We start from the raw sequence: 23,534 nt of genomic DNA, 5'->3' as shown, positions 1-23,534 counted from the left end.
CCCTCGTGAATAGCGCACGTTTTTCCGTCGCCCTGTTGTTCCTCGTTCTGGCCGGCTGCGCCAGCGATCCCGCGCCGCACGAGCAGTTGCGCCTGAGCGAGCAGGCGCTGGAGCAGGCCCGCGCCGTCGGTGCCGGCGCGGAGCAGGCCGAGCTGGCCCAGGCGCAGGGCAAGTTCGAGCAGGCCGAGGCCGCGCTGAGCGCCGGCCGTCACAAGCAGGCGCGCATGCTGGCCGAGCAGGCCGAGCTGGATGCGCGCCTGGCCGAAGCGCAGGTGCTGACCCAGAAGAGCGGAAAGCAGGTGAGCGAACTCGAGCAGCAGGTCGGCGTGCTGCGCCAGCAGCTGGGAGAACTCTGATGAAGGGACGCCATGCTTTCCCGTTCGGCCTGCTGGCCCTGGCGCTGCTGGGCGGTTGCGCCTCCTCTTCGCCGGAGACGCGGCGAACCCTCGACGAGGCGCAGGCCGAACTCCTGGCCATCCGCACCGATCCGGCGGTACGGCTCAGCGCCGAGAAGGATCTGGCTCGCGCCGAAGAGTCGCTGGAGCGGGCCGAGCGTTTCTCCAGCTATCTGGGCAGCGAGGAGGATGTCCTCCACTACGCCTACCTGAGCCGGCGCTACAGCCAGATCGCCCGCGAGCATGGCACGCAGCGCCAGGCCGCCGAGCGTCTCGTCCAGCTGGAGAAGGAGCGCGAGCGCCTGCAACTGGCCTTGAGCGAGGCCCGCCTGCTCAACGCCGAGCAGCAGGGTGAGTGGCTCGAGGAGCAATTGCTCGGCCAGGCCACCACCGAAACCGAGCGCGGCCTGGTGATGACCCTGGGCGACGTGCTGTTCGACACCGGGCGGGCGGAGCTGCGGGCGGCGGCCACGCGCACCGTGCTGCAGGTAGCCAGGTTCCTGCGCCTCAACCAGCGTCGCGTGGTGCGCATCGAGGGCTATACCGACAGCCAGGGCGACGCCCAGCTGAATCTCGAACTGTCCCGCGGCCGCGCCGCGTCGGTCCGGGACATGCTGGTGGATCTGGGCGTCGACGACGAACGCATCCAGGTCGCCGGCTACGGCGAGGCCTATCCGATTGCCGAGAACGCCTCCAACCAGGGCCGCGCGCGCAACCGCCGGGTGGAGATCGTGTTCTCCGACGAGGAGGGCAAGCTGGGTGCGGAGCGCTGATTGCGCGCCCGCCGCCTACTTCTCCCGATCCTTGGCATCCTGCTCGGCATTGCGCTGACGGATGCGCTCCAGCTGCTCCTTGGTCAGGGGCAGCTTCTTCGCCGAGTCGCGCAGCGCCAGCAGGCTGCCGATCACCGAGCCAAACACCACTATCAGTATCAGCCAGACGTACCAGGGCATATCGTGTTCTCTCGCAGGGCCCCCGCGGGCTGCGGGGGCGTCGGGTGGCGGGACGGGGTGTACGGAACGTGCGTGACAATTGTCACATGATGGCAACTTGATATTGCTTGAATGGCGCCTTCCGCAAACCCGGAGCGTGCCGATGTCCTCCACTGCCCTTGCCCGTCTGCTCAGGCCCGTCGCGGCGCTGCCCGCCACCATGAGCATAAGCGATGTGGCGGACCGCCTGCTCACTGCCGAGCACAAGGCCTTTCTTTCCCTGCCGGTGGTCGACGACGACGGCCGGCCGCTGGGGCTGGTCAGCCGCTCCAGGCTGCAGGATATGTTCATGCAGCGCTTCGGCCGCGATCTCTGGGGGCGGCGTCCGGTCGTCGAGGTGATGAACCCCGAGCCCCTGATCGTCAGCCTGGAGACCGGCCTGGAGGAGGCTGCCCGGCAGATCACCGGCCAGCTGCAGTATCCGATCACCGAGGACTTCGTGCTGGTCGACGGGGAGGGCGGCTACCGGGGCCTGGGCACGGTGCTCGACCTGCTGAAGGCCATGGAGGATCGCGTCGCCCAGCGCAACCGCGTGCTGCGCCGGGCGTTGATCGAGCTGCGCGAATCGCAGACCCAACTGGTGCAGGCGGAGAAGATGGCCTCGCTCGGCCAGATGGTCGCCGGCGTCGCCCACGAATTGAACACCCCGCTGGGCTACGTGAAGAACAACGTGGAACTGCTGCGCGGCTTGATCGAGCCGCTGTTCGAGCTGGCCGAGGCCCAGGCCGCGCTGGGCGACTGCCTGAAGGCTGCCGACAGCGACGAGGAAGCCCTGGCCCGCGCCCTGGAGAACGCCAGCCGGGCCCGCGATCGGGCCGCTCCGGAGCTGCTCGCCGGCGACCTCGCACAGCTGTTCGCCGACACCCGCTACGGTCTCGGGCAGATCGGCGAGCTGGTGGCCGGCCTGAAGGACTTCGCTCGCCTGGACCGCGCCATGAGCGAGGAGGTCGATCTCAACGACTGCGTGCGCAGCACCCTGGTCATCGCCCGCAACGGCATCAAGGACAAGGTCGAGGTGCTGACCCAGCTCGGCGAGCTGCCGAGCATCGCCTGCGCGCCCTCGCAGATCAACCAGGTGCTGCTCAACCTGCTCAACAACGCCGCCCAGGCGATGGAGCGCTTCGGCCGTGTCCTGATCAAGACCTGGGCCGAGCCGGATGCGCTGTGCCTTTCGGTGCAGGACGACGGCTGCGGCATGCCGCCGGAGGTCCTCAAGCGCATCTTCGATCCCTTCTTCACCACCAAGCCGGTCGGCCAGGGCACCGGTCTCGGCCTGTCGATCAGCTTCAAGATCGTCCAGGTCCATGGCGGCAGCATCCAGGTCGCCTCCGAAGTCGGACGGGGCACGCGCTTCCTGATCCGCCTGCCCATCGCCCAAGCCGCCAGCCTGCAACGGAGCGCCTGACATGACGCCGCCCATCCGCATTCTCTTCATCGACGACGAGGAGCGCATCCTGCGCAGCCTCGCCATGCAGTTCCGCCGCCACTACGAGGTGCTGACCGAGAGCGACCCGCAGCGTGCCCTGCAACGCCTGCAGGACGAGCCGGTGCACATCGTCGTCTGCGACCAGCGCATGCCGCGGATGAACGGCGCGGAACTGCTCACCCGAGTGCGGGAGATCGCTCCGCAGACCCTGCGCATCCTGCTCACCGGCTATTCGGACCTGGACGCGGCGATCGAGGCGCTGAACGGCGGCGGCATTTTCCGTTACCTGACCAAGCCCTGGGATCCCGCGGAAATGGCCGCCACCCTGCGCCAGGCGGCGGAAATCGTCGTGCGCCAGACGCCGGTCGCCAACCTGCCGGTCCGGCCGCGCCCGGCCGCGGCGCTCAACGTGCTGCTGCTCGACGAGGCGGCCGATACCCTGGCCTGCGTCGAGGCGTTCTGCACGGCCGGCGGTCACCGCCTGCTGCGCGCGCACAGCCTCGACGAGGCGCTGGCGCAGCTGAACGCCGAGCCGGTCGACCTGCTGGTCAGCGATCTCAGGCTGGCCGGCGAGGACACCGCACCGCTGCTCAAGAGCCTGGCCCAGGCCCATCCGCGCCTGCTCAGCCTGGTGGTCACGCCGTTCTGCGACACCCAGGCGCTGCTCAGGCTGATCAACGAGGCGCAGATCTTCCGCTATCTGCCCAAGCCGATCCGCCGCGGGCTGTTCGACAAGGGCCTGCAGGCCGCCGCCGAGCAGGTGGCCCAGTGGCGGGCGCAGCCTTTGGCCGCGCCGGCGCGTCTGGCCGAGGCGCCGAAGGAGGCCCGCGAGCGGGAGAGGGTCGGCAGCCTGCTGGGGCTGTTGGGCCGCCTGCGCCAGCGGCTGACCGTCTGACAGGCGCTGGCGGCCCGGCGGGGGAAATGGGTAGCCTTGCTCCGGTAAGGAGGAAGGCATGCCGGAATCGCTGATATTGCAGGCGGGGTTGTGGGGCTGGCTGGCGGCAAGCACGTTGCTGCTCGGCGCCTGGCTGGGCTTCGGGGGCTGGCTGTCGGAGCGGTTCGTCGCCGCGGTGATGGCCTTCGGCAGTGGGGTGCTGATCGCCGCCCTGTGCTTCGAGCAATTGCCCCAGGCCGAACGGCTCGGCGGACTTTGGCCGACCCTGGCCGGTCTGCTGGCCGGCGGCGTCGCCTTCGTGCTGGCCAACGAGGGACTCGACCGCCTGGAGGCGCAGCATCGCGCCAGGAACGTCGGCGAAGGTTCGCTGGTCGGTCTGTTGATCGCCGCCGGGGCCTTTCTCGATGGCATCCCCGAATCCCTGGCGCTGGGGCTCGGGCTGCTCGGCGACGGCCGGCCGAGCTTGGTGCTGCTGGTCGCCGTGCTGCTCGCCAACCTGCCGGAAGGGCTGGCCAGCGCCGCCAGCCTGCGCAAGGAGGGGCGCAGCGGACGCCAGGTGTTCGCCATCTGGGGCACCATCGTCGCTCTCTCGGGCCTCGCCGCGATGCTCGGCCCGGCCCTGCTGGCGGGCCTGTCACCGGGCTGGCTGGCGTTCGCCCTGGGCTTTTCCGCCGGCGCGGTGCTCTGCATGCTGGTGGACACCCTGATTCCCGAGGCCTTCAAGGCCACCCACGCGCTGACCGGGCTGATCACCCTGGCCGGCTTCATGCTCGCCTTCGCCGTGGAACATTTGTCCTAGGGCGTCCGCTACAATGCCCGCCTAGCGATTTGCCTGGAGCCCGCACCATGTCCTGCCAGACCCCGATCATCGTCGCCCTCGACTTCCCCAGCCGCGAGGCCGCCCTGGCCCTGGCCGCCCGGCTGGACCCCGTGCAGTGCCGGGTGAAGGTCGGCAAGGAGCTGTTCACCCGCTGCGGCCCGGGGATCGTCGAGACCCTGCAGGGGCAGGGCTTCGAGGTGTTTCTCGACCTGAAATTCCACGACATCCCGAACACCACGGCGATGGCGGTGAAGGCCGCCGCCGAGCTGGGCGTGTGGATGGTCAACGTGCACTGCTCCGGCGGCCTGCGCATGATGCGCGCCTGTCGCGAGACCCTGGACGGCATCGCCGGCCGCCGGCCGCTGCTGATCGGCGTGACGGTGCTGACCAGCATGGAGCGCGAGGACCTGGCCGGCATCGGCCTGGATGTCGAGCCGCAGCAGCAGGTCCTGCGCCTGGCCGCACTGGCCGAGCAGGCCGGGCTGGACGGGCTGGTCTGCTCGGCTCAGGAGGCGCCGGCGCTGAAGGCCGCCCAGCCACGGCTGCAGCTGGTGACCCCGGGCATCCGCCCGGCCGGCAGCGCCCAGGACGATCAGCGGCGCATCCTCACTCCGCGCCAGGCGCTGGAGGCCGGTTCCGACTATCTGGTGATCGGCCGGCCGATCAGCCAGGCCGCCGACCCGGCCCAGGCGCTGGCGGCGCTGGTCGCCGAGCTGCGCTGAAGCAGGCTCAGGCCGGCCGGCGCCATTCGAGGATCGCCAGCGTCAGCACGCCGCCGAGCAGGCCCCAGAAGGCCGCGCCGATCGACAGCAGGGTCATCCCCGAGGCGCTGATCATGAAGGTGACCAGCGCCGCCTCGCGTTCGCGGGCGCGGCCATAGCGCTGCTCAGGCCGCCACCGATCGAGCCGAACAGCGCCAGGGCGGCGATCGACAGCACCAGCTCGCCCGGCAGGGCGGCGAACAGCGAGGCCAGGGTGGCGGCGAAGGTGCCGGCGACGGCATAGAACAGCCCGCACCAGAGCGCGGCGGTGTAGCGTCGCTGCGGGTCCTCGTGGGCGGCGCGGCCGGTGCAGATCGCCGCACTGATGGCGGCCAGGTTGATGCCGTGGGCGCCGAAGGGCGCCAGCAGCAGGGAGGCGAGGCCGGTCGTGGCGATCAGCGGCGAGGCCGGCACCTGGTAGCCGTCGGCGCGCAGCACCACCAGGCCGGGAATGTTCTGCGAGGCCATGGCCACCACGAACAGCGGAATGCCGATGCTCACCATGGCCTGCAGGGAGAAGCCTGGCGTGGTCCACAGCGGCTGCGCCGGCTGGATCGCGACACTGCGGAAATCCAGCAGGCCGAGCAGGGCGGCGAGCAGGCTGCCGATCAGCAGTGCGGCGAGCACCGCATAGCGCGGGTTCAGTCGCTTGGCCAGCAGGTAGCCGAAGAACATGGCGCCGACCAACAGAGGGCGGCGCTCGGCGGCGAGAAAGATCTCGCTGCCGATGTCGAACAGGATGCCGGCGAGCAGCGCGGCGGCCAGCGGGGCGGGCAGACGGCGCATCAGGCGCTCGCAGCCGCCGCTCAGGCCGACCGCGGCGAGCAGCGCGGCGCACAGCAGGTAGGCGCCGATCGCCTCGGCGTAGCCGACACCGGGCAGGCTGCCGACCAGCAGGGCCGCACCGGGTGTCGACCAGGCGATCACGATGGGCGCACGGTAGCGCAGCGACAGACCGATGGTGCAGACCGCCATGCCGATCGACAGCGCCCAGATCCACGAGGCGATCTGTGCGCCGCTCAGGCCGGCGGCCTGGCCGGCCTGGAACATCAGCACCAGGGAACTGGTATAGGCGGTGAGCATGGCGACGAAACCGGCGACGATCGCCGAGAGGGACGAATCGGCCAGCGGGCGAAGGACTGCCCTCGGGGCGGCGGTCACTAGCGAAGCTCCTTGCAGGGTGGAGGGAGAGATGCACGGATATAGCCTGCGCCGGGCATGCGCCCGGCCGGCGGAGGCGTCGGCCGATGCGCGATGATCCGGCAGACCTGCGCGACGATAACCCCTATGCGCCGCCCCGGGGAGCCCTGCTGGATGCGCCGGAGGCGCCGCCGATGCCCGGCTGGTCGTCCGCCCAGCTGCGAGTGCTCGGCTGGCTCGCCCTGACCTCGGTGCTCGGTACCCTGGTCGTCGTGCTGCTGTCCGTCACGGGGCTTACCCGGATGCGCGGGGTGGCCCAGTATGTCGACTGGCTCGGCCTGACCCTGGCGCTGCTGGGCAATTACCTGTTGCTGCGCCTGAAGAGCTTCGCCGAGGCACGCTTCGCCGCCCGCGGCCTGGGCTGGCCAGTGTGGCTGAGTGTCGCACTGGGGCTGCTGCTGGAGGCCGCCGTCTTGCTCTTCGAGCCCGCCCCGCTCGGCTTCTGGCAGGCTTGGCTGTACGCCGGCGCATTGGCCGGCTATGGCGGCCTGCTGGTCTGGCTCGGGGTGCGTCTGCTCGCCGCACCGGGAGGCTTCAAGGCCTTGCGCGGCATGGGCTGGCTGGCGATCGCCGGTGGACTCATGCTGGCCTCCCTGGTGCTCGCGGCACAGGCCGTGCTGCCCCTGCTGGGCGCCCATCTGGCGCTGGCCCTGGTGTTCTTCAGGGGCGCTTCGGAGCTGTACGGACGTCCGTGATACCCATCGCGGCGCTTTGTCAGGGATTGATCTGGCTCAACGCCATCATGGTTGCCTCCCTCTACCCTGCGCGGCATTGGCATCCGTGCCGCTCGAGATGGGGAGTACCGAAGTGGCTTATCTGACCTGGCGCAACGACCTGAACACCGGCATCGATGTGATCGACACGCAGCACCGGCGCATCGTCGAGATGATCAACCAGCTGGACGAAACCCAGGGTCAGGACCGGGCGGCGGTCGGGGTGGTGATCGAGGCGCTGGTCGACTACACGGTGTCGCATTTCGCTTTCGAGGAGTCGCTGATGGAGGACGCCGGCTACCAGTTCAGCCGCGCCCACAAGCGCATCCACGACCTCTTCATCAAGCGGGTGTCCGACTACCGCGGGCGCTACGCGGCCGGCGAGGACGTCGCCGAGGAGCTGCAGGAGCTGCTGTCGCGCTGGCTGTTCAGCCACATCAAGGAAGAGGATGCCAGTTATGTCGGTGCGGTTCGCATGCAGATGCAGAACCTGGCCAGCGACCGCAGCTCGGGCGGCTGGCTGTCCCGTTCCATGAAGCGTTTCTTCGGCAGGAGCGAGGCCGCCTGACGGCACCTCTGCGCCGCTTCCCGTTCGTTCGCCGCCTACTCCCGCTCTCCCTTTGCACCGGCTGAGCCCGGCGCGACCTTCCGCCCCGTGCCTACTGGCATAATCCGCCCTTTCCTGCGCATCGGAGAGAGGAGCGGACATGCAGGCCTCCTGGGAGATCTTCTGCAGCGTCGTCGACAACTACGGCGACGCCGGCGTGACCTGGCGCCTGGCCCGCCAGCTGGCGGCCGAGCACGGCTTGTGGGTCAGGCTGTGGATCGACGATCCGGCGGCCCTGGTGCGTCTCTGTCCCGAGGCGGACGCCAGCGTTTCCCGGCAGTGGCAGGCCGGGGTGGAGATTTGCCAATGGCCGGCGGACTGGCAGCCGGTCGAACCGGCCGAGGTGGTCATCGAGGCTTTTGCCTGCCAGCTGCCCGAGGCGCACGTCGTGGCCATGGCGAACTGCGGGCGCCGGGTGCTCTGGCTGAACCTGGAGTACCTCAGCGCCGAAGACTGGGTCGGCGGCTGCCACGGCCTGCCATCCCTGCAACCGGAGGGCCTGCAGAAGTTCTTCTTCTTTCCCGGCTTTGCTGAGAACACCGGCGGCTTGCTCCGCGAGCGCGGCCTGCTCGAGCGGCGCCGGGCCTTTCAGGCCGATGCCGCGGCGCGCGCGGGGTTTCTCCGCTCGCTCGGCGTCCAGGTGCGCCCCGGCGAGCGGCTGATCTCGCTGTTCGCTTACGAGAATGCCGCCTTGCCGGGCTGGCTGGACGCTCTGGCGCAGGACAGCAGTTCCACGTTGCTGCTGGTGCCGGAGGGGCGCATCCTCGGCGACCTGCGGCGCTGGCTGGACGTGCCGACGCTGGCGGTCGGTGCCCAGGCGCAACGCGGCGCCCTGCGCATCCAGGTGTTGCCGTTCGTCCGTCAGGACGACTACGACCGCCTGCTCTGGTGCTGCGATTTCAATGCCGTGCGCGGCGAGGACTCCTTCCTGCGCGCCCAGTGGGCCGGAAGGCCGCTGCTCTGGCAGATCTATCCGCAGGCGGAGGGGGCCCACTGGGACAAGCTGGAGGCCTTCCTCGCTCTTTATTCGGCCGGTCTGTCGCCGGACGCTGCAGGCGCCTTGCAGGTGCTCTGGCAGGCCTGGAACGCCGGACAGGGGATGGGCGCGGCCTGGACGGCGCTGCAGGACGAGTGGCCGGAACTGTGCGCGCATGCCGAGCACTGGTGCGCCCGCCAGGCCATCCGGCCGGATCTGGCCGCGGCACTGGTGCAGTTTTACACGGATTGGCTATGATACGCGGCCTGCTTTTCGTTATTCATCCAAACGGATACACCGAATGAAAACCGCTCAAGAATTCCGTGCTGGCCAGGTCGCCAACATCAACGGCTCGCCCTGGGTCATCCAGAAGGCCGAGTTCAACAAGTCCGGCCGCAACGCCGCCGTGGTCAAGATGAAGCTGAAGAACCTGCTCACCGGCGCCGGCACCGAAACCGTGTACCGCGCGGATGACAAGCTCGAGCCGATCATCCTGGATCGCAAGGAAGTGACCTACTCCTACTTCGCCGATCCGCTGTACGTGTTCATGGACAACGAGTTCAACCAGTACGAAATCGAGAAGGGCGACCTGGAAGGGGTCATGGCCTTCATCGAGGACGGCATGACCGACGTCTGCGAAGCGGTGTTCTACGGCGAGAAGGTGATCTCCGTCGAACTGCCGACCACCATCGTGCGTCAGATCGCCTACACCGAGCCGGCCGTGCGCGGCGACACCTCCGGCAAGGTGATGAAGACCGCCCGTCTGAACAACGGCGCCGAGCTGCAGGTTTCCGCCTTCTGCGAAATCGGCGACTTCATCGAGATCGACACCCGCACCGGCGAGTACAAGTCCCGCGTCAAGGCTTGATCTCCCCGCTGCCACGAAAAGCCCGGCCTTGCGCCGGGCTTTTTCGTTTCCGGTATCCGCCTGCCGCAGGCTCAGACGGCGACGTTCAGGCGCACTTCGATGTTGCCGCGGGTGGCGTTGGAGTAGGGGCAGACCTGATGGGCGGCGGCGACCAGTTCCTCGGCCACGCTGCGCTCCAGGCCCGGCAGGTGGATGTCGAGCTCCACCTCCAGGCCGAAGCCGCCGGGAATCTGGCCGATGCCGACCTTGCCGGTGATCGAGGCGTCGGCGGGAATCTGCCGCTTGCTCTGGCTGGCGACGAACTTCAGCGCGCCGATGAAGCAGGCCGAGTAGCCGGCCGCGAAGAGCTGCTCCGGGTTGGTGGCCTCGCCGCCCTGGCCGCCCAGTTCGCGCGGGGTGGTCAGCTTCACGTCGAGGACGCCGTCCGAGGAGACGGCACGGCCGTCACGGCCGCCGGTAGCGGTTGCGGTGGCGGTATAGAGGGCTTGGATGCGTTGCATGGTGGTATCTCCAGTAGATTTGTGCGATAAAAATTTGCGTGCTAAGTAATTGCGTGAGGTGAAAGTTAGAGCGTATTTACCTTGCGCGCAAGGTAATTTTTGGAAGATTTCGGGATAACGACCGGGACGAACTGGAATAAGCCGGTCAGAGGGCCTTTTGCAGGCTGTTGCGCAGGCGAATCAGTTCTTCCTTGAGGGCGGTAAGGGCGTCCGGCGTTTGCTCGCTGGCGGCGACGATGCAGGAGGGAATCTTCCTGGCCTTGTCGTGCAGAGCCCGGCCGCGCTCGGTGAGATGGAGTTCCACCACGCGCTCGTCCTTGCTGCTGCGGGTGCGGCTCAGCAGCCCTTCGGCCTCCAGGCGCTTGAGCAGGGGCGTGAGCGAGCCGGGATCGCTGAGCAGACGCGCACTGATCTCGCCGACGGTGATGCCGTCGCGTTCCCAGAGCACCAGCATGGCCAGGTATTGCGGGTAGGTCAGGCCCAGCTCCTGCAGCAGCGGCTTGTAGACCTTGGTCATCAGCAGCGAGGTGGAGTAGAGGGCGAAGCACAGCTGGTTGTCGAGCAGCAGTTCCTGGCAGGTTTCGTCGGCGGACATGGCGATCTCCCGATAATGAGCAACTAATTTAGCGCGCAAGCCTTTCGTGGGCAAAATGCAACCAGCATGGCTGGCTGGCCAGTCAGGCGCGGCTCAGGCTGTTGAGCAGGGTCAGATCCCAGGGTGGCACCGGGCCGAAGCGGTTCTTCAGGAACTCCAGCAGCAGGCGCATGCGCGAGGCGCCGGCCGGGTGCTGGCGCAGGGCATAGACGCCGCTGGACTCGGGCGGCGGCAGGCCGTTCTCGCAGAACAGCGGCAGCAGTTCGCCGCGCAGCAGGTGCTCGCTGATCAGCCAGGTCGGCAGGTGGGCGATACCCAGGCCGGCGAGAGCGCCGAACAGCAGGGTTTCCGCATTGTTGGCGGTCATCCGCCGGCGGCCGGGACGGATGGTGCGGACCTGTCCGTCGATGGCGAAGCGCCAGGCATGCGGCGGGGCCAGCCCGTCCCAGTCGAGGCCGTCGTGTTCCGGCAGCTCGCGCGGATCGCCGGGGACGCCGCGGCGCTGCAGGTAGTCCGGACTGGCACAGGCGATGCGCCGCATCGGCGCCAGCGGCGTGGCGACCAGGCGGCTGTCGGTCAGCGGACCGATGCGCAGGACCAGATCGACCTGTCCCAGATGCTCGCCCTGCAGATCGACGAAGCTGTCGATCAGGCGCAACTGCACGTCCAGCCGCGGATAGGCGACGAGGAATTCGGCGATGACCGGGGCCAGCCGGCGGCGCCCGAAGGGCGCCGGGGCGTCGACGCGGATCAGCCCCTCCGGGGCGCTGTCCAGGGAGACCACCTCGGCCTGCGCCAGGCGCAGCTCGTCGAGGATGCGCCGGGCGCGTTCGGCGAAGGCCTGGCCGGCGGGGGTGGCGCGCACCTCATGGGTGCTGCGCTGGAACAGCGGGCTGCCGAGCGCCTGCTCCAGACCGTCGATACGCCGCGCCACTGCCGAGGGCGTCAGCTGCCGGCGCCGGGCCGCGGCGGAGAAGCTACTGCACTCCAGCACCTCAAGAAACAGTTCCAGCTGGCTGCTGAGGGCATCGGGATTCATGGGAGCCTGTTATGCGAAATATGCAAAGCCATTTTGCGCTGCTTTGCATTTCCCGGCTAGCCATGTCTGTCTAGCATGTGCCTTTTCCTGGAGGTGCGATGAGTCTGCTGCAGTTTTTTCTCGATATCGGCCTGGGGCTCGTGCTGGGTTGCCTGGGCGGGCTGTTCGGCATCGGTGGCGGGCTGATCGCCATTCCGGTGCTCGGCCTGCTGTTCGGGCTCGACCAGCACCTGGCCCAGGGCTCGGCCCTGGTCATGGTGGTGCCCAACGTGCTGCTGGCGCTGCGCCGTTATCACCAGCACAACCGCATCGACCTGCGCCATGCGCTGGTGATGGTGGTTACCGGCTTCTGCGCCGCCTGGTTAGGCGCCCAGGCGGCCAACCTGCTGGACGCCGAGCGCATGCGCCTGGCCTTCTGCGGCTTTCTCATCGTGCTGGCGCTGTGGAGCGGTCTGCGCCTGTTCCTGCGCAGCACGCCCGGCGGCGAGCTGCGCCGGTCCTGGCCCTGGCTGGTACCGCTGGGCATCGGTTCGGGCACCCTGGGCGGGCTGTTCGGGGTGGGCGGGGCACTGGTGGCGACGCCGCTGCTGATCACCCTGTTCGGCGCCAGCCAGGTCGTCGCCCAAGGTCTTTCGCTGGCGCTGGCCGCCCCAGCACGGCAGTCAGCCTGGCCACTTACGCCCTGCACGGGCGGGTCGACTGGCTGTTGGGCATTCCCCTGGCGATCGGCGGTCTGTCCGGCGTCGGCTGGGGCGTGCGGATGGCCCATGCCCTGTCGGAGCGGACATTGGCCCTGTTGTTCTGTTCTTTCATGACCTTCTGCGCGCTGCTTCTGCTGCTCGCCTAGGGCAGGCTGGGCAGGAGCGGAGTCGCCGATTCCTGCACCCCACGTCCCTGTGGGGGCATAGGCAGGCTGCGGATCAGGTCTTCAGGAGGCAGCCGGCGGACAGCTTGCGATAGGCAACGACCTTGGTTTCGCCAGCGGAATTCAGGTAGGTCATCTTGGCGTCGATGATCTCGCAGACGTAGGGGTCGTACGGAGCGTCGATGGAAATGACCTTGGCGATGTCCAGGGGTAAGCCATAGTGGTACTGCTGGACGGGGGTTTCGGCGGCCTGGCTGACAGCGGCCACGCACAGGAAGGGCAACACCAGATACGAGAGTTTCATGTCGATCACCTCGGAAACGAGATTTTTCCAACCCCCTCAGATATCAGGGCCGATGGTTCGGCATTGTTGTTGTTCGGACTGCTCCACCCTCTGAAGGCTAGGCCACTTTCGATGGCCAGAAAGGCTATGCAATTCCATTGCCACCGATCACTGGTCGGCGCCGTGCGTGGCCCGATGTCGGGCGGGCCACGCGTCAGGGGCATCGGAGATGCCCCCGCTGCACCTCAACGGCGCACTTGTTTCAGGGTTTCGGCGATGAGGAAGGCCAGTTCCAAGGCCTGGTCAGCGTTCATCCGTGGGTCGCAGTGGGTGTGGTAGCGATCGGACAGGCTGTCCTCGGTGACTGCGCGGCTGCCGCCGATGCATTCGGTGACGTTCTGCCCGGTCATCTCGATATGGATGCCGCCGGCATGGCTGCCCTCGGCCTGATGCACGGCGAAGAACTGCCGCACCTCGCGCAGGATGCTCCCGAACTCCCGGGTCTTGTAGTTGCCGGCCTTGATGGTGTTGCCGTGCATGGGATCGGAACTCCACAGCACCTGGCGGCCTTCGCGCTGTACCGTGCGGATCAGCGCCGGCAAGTGCTCCTCCACCCGGTCCGCGCCCATCCGCGCGATCAGGTTGAGACGGCCCGGCTCGTTGTCCGGGTTGAGAAGATCGATCAGCCGCAGCAGCCCTTCGGGGTCGGTGGTCGGCCCGACCTTCACGCCGATCGGGTTGCCGACCCCGCGCAGGAACTCCACGTGGGCGCCGTCCGGCTGGCGGGTGCGGTCGCCGATCCACAGCATGTGCGCCGAGCAGTCGTACCACTCGCCGGTCAGGCTGTCCTGACGGGTCAGGGCCTGCTCGTAGTTCAACAGCAGCGCCTCGTGGGCGGTGAAGAAGCTGGTCTCGTGCAGCTGCGGCGCATTCTCCAGGCCGCAGGCGCGGATGAAGGCGAGGGTCTCGTCGATACGGTCGGCGAGCTGGCTGTACTTCTCCGACAACGCCGCGTCGGCGATGAAGTCGAGGTTCCACTGGTGGACCTGGTGCAGGTCGGCGAAGCCGCCCTGGGCGAAGGCACGCAGCAGGTTGAGGGTGGCGGTGGACTGGTGGTAGGCCTGCAGCAGGCGCTGCGGGTCCGGCACCCGGCTCTTCGCATCGAAGTCGATGCCGTTGACGATGTCGCCGCGGTAGGCGGGCAGGGTGACGCCATTCACCGTCTCGCTGCCGGCCGAGCGCGGCTTGGCGAACTGGCCGGCCATACGGCCGACCTTGACCACCGGGCAGCCGGCGGCAAAGGTCATGATCACCGCCATCTGCAGCAACACCTTGAAGGTGTCGCGGATCTTGGTCGAGGAGAACTCGGCGAAGCTCTCCGCGCAGTCGCCGCCCTGCAGCAGGAAGGCGCGCCCCTGGCTGACTTCGGCGAACAGCCGGCGCAGCTCGCGCGCCTCGCCGGCGAAGACCAGCGGCGGATAGCCGGCCAGGGTCTGCTCCACCTGGGCGAGGTGGGCGGCATCGGGGTATTCGGGTTGCTGCTGGATGGGCTTGGCCCTCCAGCTGGCGGGGCTCCAGTTCTGCTTCATCATCGGTGGCTCGGACAGGCTGTTTTTGGCATGACCGTGCATGTTAACCGATCACCGCCCGTGCCGACTGGTAACATAGCCGGCTCATCGCAGGGGGATGGCAATGGAAAAAGAGGAGCGCCTGCTCGCCGAGGTGCGTGACGAGTTCGGCCTGATCCGCGTGCTGGAAGTCGGTGACTACCGCTTCCTCGAATTCGGCGAGGCGGTGGAGCAGAGCTGCGTGTTCACCAGCGATCCGAGCTGGCTGGAGTACGACTACACCCGCGCCATGCTGATCGGCGCGCTCTGCCACGCCGCGCCGGAGAGCGCGCTGTTCCTCGGCCTGGGCGGCGGCAACCTGACCCAGGCTTGCCTGGCCTTCCTGCCCTTGGAGGACGTCGAGGTCATCGAGCTGCGCTCCGACGTGCCGCGCCTAGCCATGGAATACCTGGGGCTGGCCGACGACCCGCGGCTGACCATCCGCATCGGCGATGCCCTGGACCTGCTGCCCAGCGCGGAAAGCGCCGACCTGATCTTCGTCGACCTGTACATGGACACCGGACCGAACGTCGCCCATCTGGCGTGGAATTTCCTGGCCGATTGCCAGAAGCGCCTCAATCCGGGCGGCTGGCTGGTCATCAATCAGTGGGCCGGCGACGACGGCAAGCCCCTCGGCGCCGCGCTGTTGCGCGGGCTCTACCACCGCCACTATTGGGAATGTCCGGTGAAGGAGGGCAACGTGATCCTGCTGGTGCCCGCCGAGCTCGACCAGACCCTCGACCACGCGGGCCTGCTGGCGCGCGCCGAGGCCCTGGCGCCACAGCTGGGCTATTCGCTGCGGCCGCTGCTCGAGGTCCTGCGGCCGGCGAGCTGATCCGCCGCTCCCTCTCTCAGGGGCGCGCCTGGTTCTGCAGCGGCGCTTCGGGCAGATAGACGTGGGCATCGACGAGAACCCTTTCCGGGACGTCGAGGCCCTGCGCCAGGCGCTTCATCATCCGGTAGCTCTGGCGGCCGATCTCCCGGCTTTCGAAGCCCAGATAAGCCTGGACCAGGCCTTCTTCGAGCAGGGAGAGCTGGGCGCTGTTGGGGTGGGGGTGCCGATGACGATGACCGGGCGGGCGCCCTTGGCATCGAGTTCGGCGAGCAGCGGGCCGAGTTGCCGGCGGAACTCGTCGGCCTGCTGGGTCGGCCAGCTGCCGAGGCTGATGATGGTGTCGGCCTGACCGGAGTTCAGCAGGGTGACGAGCTGGAACAGCACGCCCTGCTGGTCCTTGGCGTTGTACAGGGGACAACGCTGCGACTCGCTCCAGCCATTTTCCCCGGTCAGCCGGCTGGCCTCCCATGATGGGAGGCTCCGATACCGCGGAGCTGCTGGCGGATGCCCCGAAGGCGCTCCTGGAGGTTGGTGTCCTGCGGGCTGGCGCTCAGGATGCACAGCCTGCCGCCGTGCGGCCGGAAACGCTGGGCGAGCTGGCCCAGCCGTTGGCCGAAGGCCGGGTTGTCGATGCCGACATAGCCCCGGCGCAGATGCCGCTCGGCGGGCTCCAGATCCGAGTCGAAGGTGATCAGCGGCGTCTGACCCAGCCGTTTCAGAGCATGCTCGGCCAGCCATTTCGAATGGGTCACCGACAGGGCGAGGCCATCCAGTCTCATGCCGAGCGCCTGTATCAGGGCCTGGTTCTGCAGGCGGAAATGCGACGATCCCGAAGGGCCCAGCAACAGACAGGTATCGCCCTGGCCCCGGGCGGCCTCGGCACAGCCCTCGCCGGCCTCGACGAAGAAGCGCTGGTCGACCTGTTTGGCGACGAGCGCGAAGCGCAGGGGTTCGCTGCCGTCGGCAAGCGGCACGAGCGGCAGTCCGCAGAGCAGGAGGGGGGTGGAGAGGAGACGTGTGAAGAATGAGCGTTTCACCGCGAATCCTTGCAGTGCCCAGTAGGGTGGCGGACATGATACGCGCAAATATTCCTTTGGCCAGACCGCCGGCCGGGGTGAAGTCTGCGCCTGGGAAAGCCCCGGGACCACGCGGTTCGGTACGGGAGCGCCTTGCAGGGCTCCGGGCGAAACCGTTTCGCTCGGAGCATGTCCAGGGCGTCGCTGCTCAAGGTTCCGTGCCGCTGTGCGGCAGCGCTTCGGGCAAATGGGGGTGGCTGTCGAGGAGAATCTGCTCGGGAACGGGCAGGCCCTGCACCAGGCGCTTCATCATCCAGTAGCTCTGGCGGCCGATCTCCTGGCTTTCGACGCTCAGGTAAGCCTGGATCAGACCCTCCTCGAGCAACGCACGCTGCGCGCTGTCGAGCCGTGGGGTGGGAACGACGATGACCGGGCGCGTGCCCTTGGCCCCGTACTCGGCGAGCAGCGGGCCGAGCTGCCGGCGGAACTCGGCGGCCTCGTGTACCGGCCAGCCACCGAGGCTGATGATGGTGTCGGCCTGGTTGGCATTCAGCAGGGTGGTGAGCTGGCGCAATGCGCTCTGTTGATCTCCGCTGCCGTACAGCGGACAGCGTTTCAACTCGCTCCAGCCATTCTCGCCGTTCAGCCGTCCGACCTCTCCCGGAGCAGAAGGCTCGATGCCGCCGAACTGCTGGCGGATGCCCCGAAGACGCTCCTGGAGATTGGTGTTCTGCGGGCTGGCGCCCAGGATGCACAGCCAGCCGCCGTGCGGCCGGAAGCGCTGGGCGAGCCGGCCCAGGTGACGGCCGAAGGCCAGGTTGTCGAGCCCGACATAGCCACGTCGCAGATGCCGTTCGCCGGGCTCCAGGTCCGAGTCGAAGGTGATCAGCAGGGTCTTGCCCAAGCGCTGCAGGGCGTGATCGGCCAGCCACTTCGAGTGGGTGACCGACAGGGCGATGCCATCGAAGCCTTGCTCGATGGCGCGCTCCAGGGCTTCGTCCTGTTGACGGAAATGGGTTGTCCCCGAAGGGCCGAGCAACAGACAGGTATCGCCCTGGGCCCGGGCCGCCTCGGCACAGCCTTCGGCGACTCCGATGAAAAAGGGGTCGTCGACCCGCTTGGCGAGCAAGGCGAACTGCAAGGGTTCGGCAGCGCCGGGAAGGGAGCCGAACACTCCACAGAGCAAAGCGACAATGACAAGAAACCGGGTAAGGCTCAGAGGTTTCACGGCAGGTTCCTGCGGGGCTCAGGGAAGCATATGCGCACTTCCCCATTATGCCCGGCCAGCGGTCGGGGCAGGACTGGCTGGTGTGCAGGTTAAGAGGAGAGCCTGGGGGCCTGCTCACCGCGATTTCCCCGTGCGAAACCGCACCGGGGGAGAGCAGCGTCGTGAACGACGGCCCTTGGAATTGTCCCCGGAGTCCGTGGGGCGAGACTTACTTCCGGTTCGGATCGAAGGTCCTGGCCAGCCCCGACCAGCAGCCGTCGTAGTCGGTCTGTCGCTCCCGGCAGTCGAGGGCGAGGCGGCTTGGGCGCAGGACCTGGCCGGTTTCGAACATGAAGGCCATGGTGTTCTCGATCTTCTGCGGCTGCAGGTCGGCGGCGATGGCCTGGCGGGTGGACGCCGCGTCGGGGCCGTGGGCGCTCATACGGTTGTGCAGCGAGGCGCCGCCGGGCAGGAAGCCGCCGGCCTTGGCGTCGTAGACACCTTGGATCAGGCCCATGAACTCGTTCATCAGGTTGCGGTGGAACCACGGCGGGCGGAAGCTGTGCTCGGCCACCATCCAGCGCGGCGGGAAGATCACGAAGTCGACGTTGGCCTGGCCGGGCGCGCTGCCGGGCGAGGTCAGCACGGTGAAGATCGACGGGTCGGGATGGTCGAAGCTGACCGTGCCGAGGGTGTTGAAGCGGCGCAGGTCGTAGCTGTAGGGCACGTGGTTGCCGTGCCAGGCGACCACGTCCAGCGGCGAGTGGTCCAGCTCGCAGGCCCACAGCTCGCCGAGGAACTTCTGCATCAGTTGCACCGGCCCGCCGCGGTCCTCGTAACGGGCGACCGGGGCGAGGAAGTCGCGGGGGTTGGCCAGGCCGTTGCTGCCGATCGGCCCCAGCTCGGGCAGGCGCAGCGGGTTGCCGTGGTTCTCGCACAGGTAGCCGCGCGCCGTGGCGTCGAGCAGCTCGACGCGAAAGCGCACCCCGCGCGGCACCACGGCGATCTGCAGGGGGCCGATCTCCAGCCGCCCGAGCTCCGTGTCGATGCCCAGGCGCCCGGACTCGGGCACTATCAGGAGTTCGCCGTCGCAGTCGAAGAACACCGATTCCATCGAGGCGTTGGCCCGGTAGACGTAGACGCTCACGCCGCTGGCCTGCTCCGCCGGGGCGGTGGCCGCCAGGCAGATCAGGCCGTCGAGGAGGTCGGTGCGCTCCGCCGGCACGTCGAAAGGCGACCAGCGCAGCCGGTTGGGAGTGACGGGGCCCTGCTCGATGCCGTTGATCTGCGCATCCAGGCGTCGGAATTCCGGATGGCTGGCCGAGGGCCGGATGCGGTACAGCCAGGTGCGTCGCACTTCGCTGCGCGGCACGGTGAAGGCGCTGCCGGAGAGCTGCTCGGCATACAGGCCGTAGGGGAGGCGCTGCGGCGAGTTCTGCCCGATGGGCAGGGCGCCGGGCAGGGCCTCGCTGCTGAAGGTGTTGCCGAAGCCCGTCTGGTAGTTCGGCTCCGGTGGTGCGGGTGTGTGCATGGCGACCTCGCTGTCGTTGTATCGGGCCGTGCCGGTCCGAGCGTTCCGGAGCCCTGGCCTGCCTAGTGGAAGTCCGGCTGCCGCGCCCACTGCGCCTCGGCGAAGGCCGGCAGGGCCATGCATGCGTCGAAGATGCCCATCAGCAGCGGCACGTGATCGAGCCGTGCGTCGAAGCGCCGGGCGTTGAAGATCTGCGGCACCAGGCACAGATCGGCCAGGCTCGGCCGGTCGCCCTCGACGAAGCGGCCGTGGGCGCCGCCGGCGCGGATCTGCGCTTCGAGCTGGGCCAGGCCGTCCGCCACCCAGTGGCGATACCAGGCGTTGCGGGCGGCTTCTTCGGCGCCCAGTTCGCGGCCGAGGTAGCCAAGCACGCGCAGGTTGTTGAGCGGGTGGATGTCGCAGGCGACGGCCAGGGCGGCGGCCCGCACCCGCGCCCGCGCCGCCGGCTCGCGGGGCAGCAGGGGCGGCTCGGGGCGGGTTTCCTCCAGGTATTCGAGGATGGCCAGCGACTGCACCAGGCGCTGGCCGTCGATCTCCAGCACCGGCACCAGGGTCGCCGGGTTGACGGCGCGGAAGGCCTCGCCGAGCTGCTCGCCGGCGCGCAGGTCGACCGCCACGTACTCGTAGTCCAGCCCCTTGAGGTTGAGCGCGATGCGCACGCGGAACGAGGCCGAGGAGCGCGCGGCGCTGTAGAGGCGGATCATGGGCGCGCCTCGCGGGCCGGCAGCACCGTGCCGGCGCAGTCGCCGAAGCCGATGCGCCGGGCCCCTTCGCGCTCGCAGTGGCCGCGCAGGATCACCGTGTCGCCGTCTTCCAGGAAGGTGCGGGTCTCGCCGCTGGGCAGGGCGAGCGGCTGCTTGCCGCCGAGGGTCAGCTCCAGCAGCGAGCCGCCTTGGCCGGGCGCCGGGCCGGACTGGGTGCCGCTGCCGAGCAGGTCGCCCGGCTGCAGGTTGCAGCCGCCCGCGGTGTGGTGGGCGAGCATCTGCGCCAAGGTCCAGTAGGCGTCGCGGAAGTTGCTTTCCATGAGCTTGTGCGGGGCCTCGCCGCGCTCGCGCATGGCGGCGCTCTGCAGCAGCACCTCGAAACGCAGGTCGAGGGCGCCGGAGTCGCGGTTGAAGGCGCTGTCGAGGTAGGGCAAAGGCTGCGGATCGCCGGCCAGGCGCACGAAGGGGACGCGGAACGGGGCCAAGGCGTCCATCGTCACCACCCAGGGGGAAAGCGTGGTGGCGAAGTTCTTGGACAGAAAGGGGCCGAGCGGCTGGTATTCCCAGGCCTGGATGTCGCGCGCCGACCAGTCGTTGAGCAGCACGGCGCCGAACAGGTGGTCCTCGGCCGCGTCCATCGGCACCGGCTCGCCGAGGGCGTTGGCGCGGCCGACCAGCACCCCCAGTTCCAGCTCGTAGTCGAGGCGGCGGCAGGGCACGCACTCGGGGCGTTCGGCGTCGGGTGCCTTCACCTGGCCGCGCGGGCGGTGGAAGGCCTGGCCGGAGACGCCGAGCGACGAGCAGCGGCCGTGGTAGCCGATGGGAATCCACTTGTAGTTGGGCAGCAACGGGTTGTCCGGGCGGAACAGGCTGCCGACCGTGGTGGCGTGGTGGATGCCGGTGTAGAAGTCGGTGTAGTCGCCGATCCGACAGGGCAGGTCGTACTCCGCCTGGGCCTGGGGCAGCAGGGCGCCGGCGAGGTCGGCCTGGCGCGGGCTGCCGGCGTTCAGCGCCGCGGACAATTCGGCGCGCACCCGGCGGCGCAGCGCGGGGCCCTGCGCCATGAGGGCGTTGAGATCCCCGGCGGCGAGGGGGGCGAGCGCGGCCTGCACCGCGTCGCTCCAGCCGCCGGCGGCGGCTGCACGGGCCAGATCGAGGACCTGGTCGCCGATGGCCACGCCGATGCGCCAGGGCTCGTCGCTGGCGGCGCGGCGGAAGCGGGCGTAGGGCAGGTTCTGGATGGGAAAATCGGTGGCGGGGTCATTGGCCGAGGCGACCCAGCTCTGCAGGGCCGGGTCGTGGGTGGCATCGAGTAGCGGAGCGGTGTTCATCGGGTCTTCCCGTCTTTTCCGGGGCTGTCGGAAGACATGCCTTCTAAACCTTAGCGTGGCGGAAGATTCCGCTTGCGCAACGCCGGCCTCCTTCAGAGCACGCCGCGGCGTTCCTGGTCTTTCTCGATGGAGCGGAACAGGGCGCCGAAGTTGCCCTCGCCGAAGCTCAGGTTGTTCTCGCGCTGGATGATCTCGATGAAGATCGGGCCGATGATGTTCCTGGTGAAGATCTGCAGCAGGTAGCCGTCCTGGTCGCCATCGACCAGCACCTGGTGGGCGCGGATGCGCGCCTTGTCCTCGCGCACGTTGGGCAGGCGCTGGAACACGTCGTCATAGTAGCTGTCGTCGATGTCGAGCATCTCGATGGCGCTGCCCTTGAGCGCGTCCAGCGAGGCGAGGATGTCGTCGGTGCTGAAGGCCAGGTGCTGCACGCCCGGACCGTGGTACTCGTTCAGGTATTCGGCGATCTGGTCCTTGGCGTCCTTCGGCTGGTTGATCGGGATGCAGAAGCTGCCGTCCGGCGAGCGCAGCGCGTAGCTGGTCAGGCCGGTCTTCACGCCCTTGATGTCGAAGTAGCGCACTTCGGTGAAGCCGAAGATGCCCTTGTAGAAATCGGCCCACTTCTGCATCTGGCCTTGCGGTACGTTGTTGGTCAGGTGGTCGATCTCCAGGAAGCCCTTGTCCGGCTGGAGCCTGGGCTGGTCGAGCGAAACGAAGTCGGTTGCGTAGATCGAGCCCTTGGCGCCGAAACGCTCGATGAAATAGATCAGGCTGTCGCCGATGCCGTAGATGGCCGGGTAGGGCAGGTCGCAGTCCTGGGGATCGGCCGCGCGTGCGCCGCGGCGGATGGCTTCCTGCTGGGCGAAGGCGGCGTCGTCGACGCGCCAGCCCATGGCGCTGATCGACGGGCCGTGCAGCTTGGCGAAGCGGCCGGAGAAGCCGTTGCGCTCGCCGTTCAGCAGGAAGTTGATGCCGTTCTGGTTGTAGACGGTGATGTCGAGCTTCAGGTGGCGGTACTTCTTGGAGAAGCCGAAGGCCCAGAACAGGGCGTCGAGCTGTTCGAGCGTCTCGCCGGTGAACTCGATGAATTCGATGCCGCGCAGGCCGATGGGATTCTTGTCGTTCATGTCGCATCTCCTTGAAGGGTGGACTACCGCCGAAAGGAACTGGGCAGCGCGCGATTACGACTTTAGGTATTGATCTGTATCTGAAAAAGCAGAAATATTCGTCTTTGTTGATCTAAAATATAGATTATCTTGATCGGGAAGATTGCTCTGTGTCGATTGATCTCGAATCTCTGATCGCGCTCGATGCGGTAGTGCGTCACGGTGGCTTCGGTCGCGCCGCGCAGCACCTGCACAAGGTGCAGTCGGCGGTCAGCTACCAGGTGCGCAAGCTGGAGGAACAGCTGGGTCTGGCGCTGCTCGACCGCGAAGGTTACCGGGTACGGCTCACCCCGGCCGGCGAGGCGCTGCTGGCCGAGGGCCGCCGCCTGCTCGGGCAGGCCGACCGCTTCGAGGCGCTGGCCCGCCAGTTCATCGATGGCTGGGAGCCGCGCCTGTTGCTGGTGGCCGACGGCATCCTGCCGCTCGATGCGGTGTTTCTGGCGCTCAAGGCCCTGGCCGACGAGCATGTGCCGACCCGCGTGCAGGTGAAGATCGAGTTCATGTTCGGCGTGCAGTACCGCTTCGAGAAGGAGCGCGCCGACCTGATGATCGTCAAGGACTACGAACCCGATCGCCTGCTGCATGCCGAGCCGCTGCCGGAGATCGAATGCGTGCTCTGCGCCTCGCCCCACCACCCGCTGGCCACCGCCGGCGAGGTGGACCTGGCCCTGCTGCACGAGCACGTGGAACTGACGGTGCAGGATTCCAGCGAGCGCGGCGACGACCGCCATATGTTCGGCGGCGACCGGGTGTATTACCTTTCGGGCTTTTCCGCCAAGAAGCAGGCGCTGCACATGGGCCTGGGCTTCGGCTGGATGCCGCTGTATCTGGTGGCCGACGAGCTGGCGTGCGGCGCGCTGGTCGAGGTGCGCTACCGGGGCGGCTCGCGCTATCGCTTCACGCCGGTGCTGGTGCAGCGGCTGGACAAGCCGCTGGGCCGGGCGGGGCGGCGGCTGGCGGAGCTGCTGCGGGCCGCTGCGCGGCAGGAGGGGGCGGGCGGCAGGCTCGGCTGAGGCCAGCCCATGCCGACCAATGGCGGTGCGACCTGTCCGGCAAAGAGCGCACACCGGCCGGCTTTTTGCTGTATAGTAGGCACTGGCCCAAGCGGCCACGTTCAGGTAGCACCCTCCCCGAAGCCTTGTCTTCGGCTGCAGGCCAGTCCTGCGGACTATCCTTGACGATTCATCCTATCCATCACGCGT

General features: G+C 68.3%; 25 protein-coding genes and 2 pseudogenes. 13 read left to right on the top strand and 14 right to left on the bottom strand.

From position 1 onward, the window contains the following. The first annotated feature begins 5 nt into the window (after positions 1 to 5). Positions 6 to 356, top strand: a complete 351-nt coding sequence (locus Atro_RS06700; RefSeq protein WP_497926965.1) for a DUF4398 domain-containing protein — start codon at positions 6 to 8, stop codon at positions 354 to 356. Further along, on the top strand, positions 356 to 1,168 hold the full coding sequence (locus tag Atro_RS06695; protein ID WP_497926964.1) for an OmpA family protein: 813 nt from the start codon (positions 356 to 358) through the stop codon (positions 1,166 to 1,168). The genes Atro_RS06700 and Atro_RS06695 overlap by 1 nt, the downstream gene beginning before the upstream one ends. A 15-nt stretch (positions 1,169 to 1,183) precedes the next feature. Here the strand turns inward: Atro_RS06695 and Atro_RS06690 are convergent, their stop codons facing one another. Beyond that, on the bottom strand, positions 1,184 to 1,348 hold the full coding sequence (locus Atro_RS06690) for a DUF2897 family protein (protein WP_497926963.1): 165 nt from the start codon (positions 1,346 to 1,348) through the stop codon (positions 1,184 to 1,186). 142 nt (positions 1,349 to 1,490) lie between these two features. On the opposite strand from Atro_RS06690, the gene Atro_RS06685 reads away from it, so the two are divergent. Genes Atro_RS06685 through pyrF form a run of 4 tightly spaced genes read left to right on the top strand, consistent with a single transcriptional unit; the run spans position 1,491 to position 5,250 of the window. Beyond that, positions 1,491 to 2,792 carry an ATP-binding protein gene (locus Atro_RS06685; RefSeq protein WP_497926962.1) on the top strand — a complete coding sequence of 434 codons (1,302 nt, stop codon included), beginning with the start codon at positions 1,491 to 1,493 and terminating at the stop codon, positions 2,790 to 2,792. 1 nt (position 2,793) lies between these two features. Continuing rightward, complete coding sequence (locus tag Atro_RS06680; protein ID WP_497926961.1) at positions 2,794 to 3,708, top strand: response regulator; 915 nt, start codon at positions 2,794 to 2,796, stop codon at positions 3,706 to 3,708. Positions 3,709 to 3,766: 58 nt separating this feature from the next. Continuing rightward, complete coding sequence (locus Atro_RS06675) at positions 3,767 to 4,507, top strand: ZIP family metal transporter (RefSeq protein WP_497926960.1); 741 nt, start codon at positions 3,767 to 3,769, stop codon at positions 4,505 to 4,507. A 47-nt stretch (positions 4,508 to 4,554) separates the two neighbouring features. Next, a complete protein-coding gene (gene pyrF, locus Atro_RS06670) occupies positions 4,555 to 5,250 on the top strand; it encodes an orotidine-5'-phosphate decarboxylase (protein ID WP_497926959.1) in 696 nt (231 codons plus the stop codon). A gap of 7 nt (positions 5,251 to 5,257) precedes the next feature. Here the strand turns inward: pyrF and Atro_RS06665 are convergent. Continuing rightward, a pseudogene (locus Atro_RS06665) lies at positions 5,258 to 6,450 on the bottom strand (benzoate/H(+) symporter BenE family transporter). Positions 6,451 to 6,536: 86 nt separating this feature from the next. Between Atro_RS06665 and Atro_RS06660 the strand changes: the two are divergent. From Atro_RS06660 to efp, 4 genes are all read left to right on the top strand, one after another. Beyond that, positions 6,537 to 7,184 (top strand): hypothetical protein, encoded by a 648-nt coding sequence (locus Atro_RS06660; protein WP_497926958.1) that lies wholly within the window; start codon positions 6,537 to 6,539, stop codon positions 7,182 to 7,184. A gap of 112 nt (positions 7,185 to 7,296) precedes the next feature. Continuing rightward, complete coding sequence (locus tag Atro_RS06655; protein WP_497926957.1) at positions 7,297 to 7,770, top strand: bacteriohemerythrin; 474 nt, start codon at positions 7,297 to 7,299, stop codon at positions 7,768 to 7,770. Positions 7,771 to 7,909: 139 nt separating this feature from the next. After that, complete coding sequence (gene earP / locus Atro_RS06650) at positions 7,910 to 9,043, top strand: elongation factor P maturation arginine rhamnosyltransferase EarP (protein WP_497926956.1); 1,134 nt, start codon at positions 7,910 to 7,912, stop codon at positions 9,041 to 9,043. A gap of 43 nt (positions 9,044 to 9,086) precedes the next feature. Next, a complete protein-coding gene (efp, locus tag Atro_RS06645; protein WP_152386826.1) occupies positions 9,087 to 9,653 on the top strand; it encodes an elongation factor P in 567 nt (188 codons plus the stop codon). Positions 9,654 to 9,724: 71 nt separating this feature from the next. On the opposite strand, the gene Atro_RS06640 is transcribed toward efp, so the two are convergent. The 3 genes from Atro_RS06640 to Atro_RS06630 form a co-directional block, all read right to left on the bottom strand. Further along, positions 9,725 to 10,153 carry an organic hydroperoxide resistance protein gene (locus Atro_RS06640; RefSeq protein WP_497926955.1) on the bottom strand — a complete coding sequence of 143 codons (429 nt, stop codon included), beginning with the start codon at positions 10,151 to 10,153 and terminating at the stop codon, positions 9,725 to 9,727. A 145-nt stretch (positions 10,154 to 10,298) separates the two neighbouring features. Next, a complete protein-coding gene (locus Atro_RS06635) occupies positions 10,299 to 10,748 on the bottom strand; it encodes a MarR family winged helix-turn-helix transcriptional regulator (protein ID WP_497926954.1) in 450 nt (149 codons plus the stop codon). A gap of 82 nt (positions 10,749 to 10,830) precedes the next feature. Beyond that, positions 10,831 to 11,787, bottom strand: coding sequence for a LysR family transcriptional regulator (locus tag Atro_RS06630; RefSeq protein ID WP_497926953.1), 957 nt, complete (start codon positions 11,785 to 11,787; stop codon positions 10,831 to 10,833). A gap of 98 nt (positions 11,788 to 11,885) precedes the next feature. On the opposite strand from Atro_RS06630, the pseudogene Atro_RS06625 reads away from it, so the two are divergent. Further along, positions 11,886 to 12,634: pseudogene (locus Atro_RS06625) on the top strand (sulfite exporter TauE/SafE family protein). Positions 12,635 to 12,707: 73 nt separating this feature from the next. Here Atro_RS06625 and Atro_RS06620 read toward each other — a convergent pair. Both Atro_RS06620 and Atro_RS06615 read right to left on the bottom strand, forming a co-directional pair. Continuing rightward, complete coding sequence (locus tag Atro_RS06620) at positions 12,708 to 12,956, bottom strand: DUF2790 domain-containing protein (protein ID WP_497926952.1); 249 nt, start codon at positions 12,954 to 12,956, stop codon at positions 12,708 to 12,710. A gap of 224 nt (positions 12,957 to 13,180) precedes the next feature. Next, positions 13,181 to 14,524, bottom strand: a complete 1,344-nt coding sequence (locus tag Atro_RS06615; RefSeq protein ID WP_497927625.1) for a class II 3-deoxy-7-phosphoheptulonate synthase — start codon at positions 14,522 to 14,524, stop codon at positions 13,181 to 13,183. A gap of 97 nt (positions 14,525 to 14,621) precedes the next feature. Here Atro_RS06615 and Atro_RS06610 point away from each other — a divergent pair, with 97 nt between their 5' ends. Continuing rightward, entirely contained in the window at positions 14,622 to 15,377 is a 756-nt protein-coding gene (locus Atro_RS06610; protein ID WP_497926951.1) for a spermidine synthase, read from the top strand. A 117-nt stretch (positions 15,378 to 15,494) separates the two neighbouring features. On the opposite strand, the gene Atro_RS06605 is transcribed toward Atro_RS06610, so the two are convergent. From Atro_RS06605 to hppD, 7 genes are all read right to left on the bottom strand, one after another. Beyond that, positions 15,495 to 15,761: a hypothetical protein gene (locus Atro_RS06605; protein ID WP_497926950.1), complete on the bottom strand. Its 267-nt coding sequence runs from the start codon at positions 15,759 to 15,761 to the stop codon at positions 15,495 to 15,497. Positions 15,762 to 15,826: 65 nt separating this feature from the next. Continuing rightward, a complete protein-coding gene (locus Atro_RS06600) occupies positions 15,827 to 16,414 on the bottom strand; it encodes a substrate-binding domain-containing protein (RefSeq protein WP_497926949.1) in 588 nt (195 codons plus the stop codon). A 187-nt stretch (positions 16,415 to 16,601) separates the two neighbouring features. Continuing rightward, entirely contained in the window at positions 16,602 to 17,621 is a 1,020-nt protein-coding gene (locus Atro_RS06595; protein WP_497926948.1) for a substrate-binding domain-containing protein, read from the bottom strand. Between the two features lie 208 nt (positions 17,622 to 17,829). After that, positions 17,830 to 19,131, bottom strand: a complete 1,302-nt coding sequence (gene hmgA, locus Atro_RS06590) for a homogentisate 1,2-dioxygenase (protein WP_497926947.1) — start codon at positions 19,129 to 19,131, stop codon at positions 17,830 to 17,832. Positions 19,132 to 19,193: 62 nt separating this feature from the next. Continuing rightward, a complete protein-coding gene (gene maiA, locus Atro_RS06585) occupies positions 19,194 to 19,835 on the bottom strand; it encodes a maleylacetoacetate isomerase (protein ID WP_497926946.1) in 642 nt (213 codons plus the stop codon). Continuing rightward, positions 19,832 to 21,166 carry a fumarylacetoacetase gene (gene fahA, locus Atro_RS06580; RefSeq protein ID WP_497926945.1) on the bottom strand — a complete coding sequence of 445 codons (1,335 nt, stop codon included), beginning with the start codon at positions 21,164 to 21,166 and terminating at the stop codon, positions 19,832 to 19,834. Before fahA ends, maiA begins: the two co-directional genes overlap by 4 nt. A 92-nt stretch (positions 21,167 to 21,258) precedes the next feature. Then, on the bottom strand, positions 21,259 to 22,293 hold the full coding sequence (hppD, locus tag Atro_RS06575) for a 4-hydroxyphenylpyruvate dioxygenase (RefSeq protein ID WP_497926944.1): 1,035 nt from the start codon (positions 22,291 to 22,293) through the stop codon (positions 21,259 to 21,261). A gap of 149 nt (positions 22,294 to 22,442) precedes the next feature. Here hppD and Atro_RS06570 point away from each other — a divergent pair, with 149 nt between their 5' ends. Then, positions 22,443 to 23,345 carry a LysR family transcriptional regulator gene (locus Atro_RS06570; RefSeq protein ID WP_497926943.1) on the top strand — a complete coding sequence of 301 codons (903 nt, stop codon included), beginning with the start codon at positions 22,443 to 22,445 and terminating at the stop codon, positions 23,343 to 23,345. Positions 23,346 to 23,534 lie beyond the last annotated feature (189 nt).

This window comes from Azotobacter tropicalis, from assembly GCF_059739045.1.
Note: the sequence above shows the minus strand (reverse complement) of the source record. Positions and strands in the feature narration are given on the sequence as shown.

What these genes read in the sequence shown, in the direction of transcription:
- Atro_RS06660 (WP_497926958.1), top strand. Translation starts at nt 6,537, where the DNA reads ATGCGCGATGATCCGGCAGACCTGCGCGACGATAACCCCTATGCGCCG.
- Atro_RS06685 (WP_497926962.1), top strand. Translation starts at nt 1,491, where the DNA reads ATGTCCTCCACTGCCCTTGCCCGTCTGCTCAGGCCCGTCGCGGCGCTG.
- Atro_RS06690 (WP_497926963.1), bottom strand. Translation starts at nt 1,348, where the DNA reads ATGCCCTGGTACGTCTGGCTGATACTGATAGTGGTGTTTGGCTCGGTG.
- Atro_RS06695 (WP_497926964.1), top strand. Translation starts at nt 356, where the DNA reads ATGAAGGGACGCCATGCTTTCCCGTTCGGCCTGCTGGCCCTGGCGCTG.
- Atro_RS06620 (WP_497926952.1), bottom strand. Translation starts at nt 12,956, where the DNA reads ATGAAACTCTCGTATCTGGTGTTGCCCTTCCTGTGCGTGGCCGCTGTC.
- Atro_RS06615 (WP_497927625.1), bottom strand. Translation starts at nt 14,524, where the DNA reads ATGAAGCAGAACTGGAGCCCCGCCAGCTGGAGGGCCAAGCCCATCCAG.
- hppD (WP_497926944.1), bottom strand. Translation starts at nt 22,293, where the DNA reads ATGAACGACAAGAATCCCATCGGCCTGCGCGGCATCGAATTCATCGAG.
- earP (WP_497926956.1), top strand. Translation starts at nt 7,910, where the DNA reads ATGCAGGCCTCCTGGGAGATCTTCTGCAGCGTCGTCGACAACTACGGC.
- efp (WP_152386826.1), top strand. Translation starts at nt 9,087, where the DNA reads ATGAAAACCGCTCAAGAATTCCGTGCTGGCCAGGTCGCCAACATCAAC.
- maiA (WP_497926946.1), bottom strand. Translation starts at nt 19,835, where the DNA reads ATGATCCGCCTCTACAGCGCCGCGCGCTCCTCGGCCTCGTTCCGCGTG.
- Atro_RS06675 (WP_497926960.1), top strand. Translation starts at nt 3,767, where the DNA reads ATGCCGGAATCGCTGATATTGCAGGCGGGGTTGTGGGGCTGGCTGGCG.
- fahA (WP_497926945.1), bottom strand. Translation starts at nt 21,166, where the DNA reads ATGAACACCGCTCCGCTACTCGATGCCACCCACGACCCGGCCCTGCAG.
- Atro_RS06610 (WP_497926951.1), top strand. Translation starts at nt 14,622, where the DNA reads ATGGCAATGGAAAAAGAGGAGCGCCTGCTCGCCGAGGTGCGTGACGAG.
- Atro_RS06680 (WP_497926961.1), top strand. Translation starts at nt 2,794, where the DNA reads ATGACGCCGCCCATCCGCATTCTCTTCATCGACGACGAGGAGCGCATC.
- Atro_RS06635 (WP_497926954.1), bottom strand. Translation starts at nt 10,748, where the DNA reads ATGTCCGCCGACGAAACCTGCCAGGAACTGCTGCTCGACAACCAGCTG.
- Atro_RS06630 (WP_497926953.1), bottom strand. Translation starts at nt 11,787, where the DNA reads ATGAATCCCGATGCCCTCAGCAGCCAGCTGGAACTGTTTCTTGAGGTG.
- hmgA (WP_497926947.1), bottom strand. Translation starts at nt 19,131, where the DNA reads ATGCACACACCCGCACCACCGGAGCCGAACTACCAGACGGGCTTCGGC.
- Atro_RS06640 (WP_497926955.1), bottom strand. Translation starts at nt 10,153, where the DNA reads ATGCAACGCATCCAAGCCCTCTATACCGCCACCGCAACCGCTACCGGC.
- pyrF (WP_497926959.1), top strand. Translation starts at nt 4,555, where the DNA reads ATGTCCTGCCAGACCCCGATCATCGTCGCCCTCGACTTCCCCAGCCGC.